Genomic DNA, 4,335 nt, shown 5'->3' on the forward strand with positions numbered 1-4,335 from the left:
CAGGTGGGCCTGATCCAGAACCTCTGGGCAAACGGAAGAAGAAATGCTCTGACCCCATTACGTTGCTGGAAGTCGGCTGGACGCTGGTTTTACGTCCTCTCTCATAAAGTTTGTCAGGCCGTCAGGGATCTCGAGGTAAGGCGGGCTGTCGCTAGGAATCCTAAGACGCCTCTAGATCTTCTTGCCCAATTGGCGGAAGATAAGAAGATTCGTGTAAGATGGGGGGTTGCCAGTAACCCCAATACGCCTCTAAATATTCTCACCCGACTAGCGGAAGATGAGGATAGTTATGTAAGGCGGGATGTCGCTAGCAATCCTAAGACGCCTCTAGATCTTCTCAACCAATTGGTGGAAGATGAGGATTCCGATGTAAGGCTGGCTGTTCTCAGCAACCCCAATCTACCTCTAGATGTCCTTGCTCAATTGGCGGAAGATAAGAAGATTCGTGTAAGATGGCGGGTTGCTAGTAACCCCAATACGCCTCTAGATCTTCTTGCCCAATTAGTGGAAGATGAGGATTCCGATGTAAGGCTGGCTGTCGCTAGGAATCCTAAGACGCCTCTAGATCTTCTTGCCCAATTAGTGGAAGATGAGGATTCCGATGTAAGGCTGGCTGTCGCTAGCAATCCTAAGACGCCTCTAGATCTTCTTGCCCAACTGGCGAAGGATAGCGACCGCAATGTCATTCTAAGCTTATCTCTTAATGACAACCTAAGTAAAGAATTGATCAGAAACCTAGCAGATATAAGATCCCTGGATCCAGTCACGCAAATTGAGGTTTTAAATAGACTAGTTCTGCATCCAAATGCCGATTTGGAATTTAAAGACACTCTCCTATATAGAGAGTTTAATCTGTCTTTTTAGATCTAAATACAGCGTTCTAAAAGTTATTAGACTATTCGGGTATGGGAAGACCTGTTAAGTTGAGAGTGGTTGTGACCAAGGACGAGCATCACCAATTGATGACCCTCACTCGGCAAGGTCAAAGCAATGCTCGAGGTAGTGCTCCAAGAAACGGCGATTAGGGGTTGACAGGGCCGAAGTTCTGGAAACGGAGATTATAAGCGATGAGGACGAGCGCGACCTTCAACCGCAAGCTCCACATGGTTTTCACCTGTCCCCAACGCAAGCCACGCCCTGCCACTGAAGAGAAGGCAGATTCGATAGCTTTTCTCGCGGCGTGGTATTCGTCCCTCCAGCGCAGATCAGGATATCGAGCATTCGTTTTGGGCGGCGTAATGTAGCCCCCACCCACATAGGCTTTGTCACCGATGATTTTCGGCCCACCGTAGGTGGGCCAATCGGCATTCATCTGCTCACCCGCATTCAGATCATGCTCGTGAGCGGGCCGGATCAGGTATCGCACAATGCGTCCATTGGGAAGCGCCCAGGCATGCAACTTGAAACCATAAATCATGCCCTGAGTGGTGAAGCCGAAACTGGCCTGTGGAAATTTTGGAGTTGCTCCCGATGTGCGTAGACGAGCTTAAGCGACACGGCCTTCCTTGGCAAGCTGCCTGTTCTCGAATTGCTGTGGACTCAGGTACCCAAGTGTGGAGTGGAGTCGTTGGCGGTTGTAAAAGATTTCTATGAAGGCAAAAATCTCTTGCTCAGCCTCCGGGCGCGTGTGGAACACGCGCCCGGCTATCAATTCACGTTTCAAGGTCGCGAAAAAGCTTTCGACAACGGCATTGTCGTAGCAGTCACCCTTGCTACTCATGCTGCACAGCATCCCTAACGACCATAAACGACGCTGATAAGCATGGCTTGCGAATTGACTACCGCGATCCGAATGATGGATCAAACCGCCGGGAGGTGAACGGCGCTGTGCTGCCATATTGAGTGCGGCCAGCGGCAGATCGGTGGTCATTCGATTCCCCATGGCCCAGCCAACGACCATACGGGAATGAAAATCCAGCACCACCGACAGGTACAACCAGCCTTCCGTGGTGGGAATGTAGGTCAGATCAGCGCCCCACACGGTATTCGGCTCAGCCACCTTGAATTCACGGTTCACAAGATTTTGTGCGACTGGTAAGGCATGATTGGATTGGGTGGTCTTCTTGTACTTCCTTCGTCCTTTCCCGCGCAACCCCGCCACACGCATCAGTCGTGCGACTCGACGCTTTGAGGCATGAATACCTTTGATTCGCAGTGCTGCATGTACTCTGAGCGCACCATACCGGCCTTTACTGTGCTGATGGATTTCGTGGATCTCGACCAGCATCTGCTGGTCGTTCAATTTTCGTTTCGGCGGCCTGGTTTTCCACGAGTAGTAGCCACTTTCCGATACCTGTAACACCCGACACAGGGCGCGGACAGGAAATGCAGGGCTTTGCTCCTGGATGAAAGCGAACTTCACTTGCTGTGTTTCGCGAACCAAACCGCCGCAGACTTTAAAATATCCCGTTCCTGACGTAGCAACTCGTTCTCTTTGCGAAGTCGTTTCAGTTCTTCCTGTTCAGGGGTCAGGCGAGCTTTTCCTTTGCCTGGAAAGGCCAGTTCACCGTGGTCTCGCGCCATACGAATCCAGTTACTCAGGGTCGAACGGCCAATTCCGAGATCGCGGGCGATCTCGTCCACGCTGTGATCTGGCTGCGTGGCGAGCCCAGTGGCCTGGCGTTTGAAGTCAGCGCTGTAGGTTTTGCGTGTTCTCATGTGACACCTCAGTGTGATGGACGCAGTCCTTAACTGCGTCTACGCACAAAGGGGTCAACCCCAGCTCCAGAATCCATCCATCAGTGGATTCTCACTCGGTGACACTTCTTGACAGTAGGTGTCGCTCCCTCTATCTTGGGTACAACTCGTACCCAGGTGCCTCGCAAGAGAAGAGTCCTGGGTCTTTTTTATGCCTCTATACCACAAGCCACCCCTGACTCTGAGCGCGCAGGTGACCCACCTGGCGCGCAAAGGCATGATCGTGCCGGACGCTTCAGCAGCAGAGAACTGGTTGGCGCGGGTAGGGCTGTACCGTTTCAAGGGGTATGCCCATCACTTCAAGACCGGTGGTGTCTATACGGGTGTGCGCTTCGAGGACGTTCGCCTGATCATGCTGCTAGACGATGAACTCAAAGTTCATATCCTGCGGGGTCTACAGATCATTGAAGTGGCTGTGCGCGTCCAAATCAATGAACATCTGACCCATCATTATCACGAACATTGGTATGCCGATGAGCGGGTACTGCCAAGGAAACGGCGTCTGGCAGGACGAAATATAACTATGTTGACCAACGCCCACGAGCTGAGTGGGCGAGTCTACAGCGAGTTTATGAAGAGCACCGAGGATGCCCCCAGTCATTACCGACGGGCCTATGATGCCTGGTTGCTTCCGCCGGGTTGGATGGTGACCGAAATCATGTCCTTCGGGAATTGGTCGCGGATCTACGCTTCACTGCCACCAGCAGATCAGGCGGCCATCGCAGCCACCTTCAACATTCACCCGGATACCTTGAAAGGCTGGCTCCGCGACCTGACGGTACTGCGGAACATGTGTGCACATCAGGCAAGGGTGTGGAACAGGGTGCTTTCCCCTGCTGAGCTTTACGAGCCTGACCCCATACGTCGTCCGCTGGCAGCCTCCAGCTACCGTATACACCGGCCCGAGACCTCGCTGGCCCCACGGCTTTATTCCATGCATCACCTGCTCACCCAGCTTGGTGAATGGCAATGGACGTCGGGGGCGCGACTCGTGAATCGCTTTAGAGGTTTCGGGCCGGAACACACAGGCTTCAAGGAAGGCTGGGAAAGCCAGGTGGAGTGGCTGTGAGCAGAACAAGATGTCGCGCTGTATCAAGGTGCCAGTAGCTTTTTCAGCTTTGCCAGATCAGGGCTGTTCAGGAAGACATCTACTTCGCCGGAAACCTCGCTTACAAGGGACAGTTTTTTCGTCGTAACGTTACCGATGGTGTACTTCTCGCCGCAGTAGGACACCCTGTCGCCCATAGCCCACAGGGGAGGAGGACACACCGGCACGGGTTCCCCCTGCTGCTCGATCACAGCGGCCTGTAGGCTCTGCAGGAGCAGGTGCTGGAAAGACCATATTGAAACAGTAGGGTCAAGGGATTGCCGCTCGCACAACCGCTTTCGCTCACGATGTGCCTGTGCCTCTAGTACAGCGTTCTAGAAATTATAATACTTAGCCTATGGGACGCCCAATTCAGTATGCGGTCGTGCTGAGTGCTGAGTGCTGAGCAGGAGCAGTACTTGAGGAGCCTCACGTCAAAAGGAAGCGGCAAGGCGCGGGTCATGACCCGCGCCCGCATTCTGTTGCTCTCACACCAGGGAACTGCCGACCTCGAGATCAGCCGTGCCTTTGGGATCAGCGTGCAAATGGTT

The 4,335-nt window shown here is 53.4% G+C and carries 4 protein-coding genes and 1 pseudogene; 2 read left to right on the forward strand and 3 right to left on the reverse strand.

The genetic code is table 11. The features are described 5' to 3' along the window. Positions 1–864, forward strand: an 864-nt coding sequence (locus tag E5Z01_RS18990; RefSeq protein ID WP_420810865.1) for a HEAT repeat domain-containing protein, incomplete at its 5' end; no start/stop codon positions are given. Positions 865–1,021: 157 nt separating this feature from the next. On the opposite strand, the pseudogene E5Z01_RS18995 reads toward E5Z01_RS18990, so the two are convergent. Together E5Z01_RS18995 and E5Z01_RS19000 are read right to left on the reverse strand one after the other, a co-directional pair. After that, positions 1,022–1,456, reverse strand: a pseudogene (locus tag E5Z01_RS18995) (transposase); the annotation flags it as partial. 30 nt (positions 1,457–1,486) lie between these two features. Continuing rightward, a protein-coding gene (locus E5Z01_RS19000) for an IS3 family transposase (RefSeq protein WP_135230807.1) occupies positions 1,487–2,658 on the reverse strand; the annotation gives its coding sequence in 2 pieces (ribosomal slippage) (positions 1,487–2,391 and positions 2,391–2,658; 1,173 coding nt in all). Positions 2,659–2,890: 232 nt separating this feature from the next. Here E5Z01_RS19000 and E5Z01_RS19005 point away from each other — a divergent pair. Beyond that, complete coding sequence (locus E5Z01_RS19005) at positions 2,891–3,766, forward strand: Abi family protein (protein WP_167758026.1); 876 nt, start codon at positions 2,891–2,893, stop codon at positions 3,764–3,766. A 23-nt stretch (positions 3,767–3,789) separates the two neighbouring features. On the opposite strand, the gene E5Z01_RS19685 is transcribed toward E5Z01_RS19005, so the two are convergent. After that, positions 3,790–3,996, reverse strand: a complete 207-nt coding sequence (locus E5Z01_RS19685) for a hypothetical protein (protein WP_167758027.1) — start codon at positions 3,994–3,996, stop codon at positions 3,790–3,792. Between the last annotated feature and the right edge of the window lie 339 nt (positions 3,997–4,335).

It is taken from the genome of Deinococcus fonticola (assembly GCF_004634215.1).
Taxonomy (GTDB): Bacteria; Deinococcota; Deinococci; order Deinococcales; family Deinococcaceae; genus Deinococcus; species Deinococcus fonticola.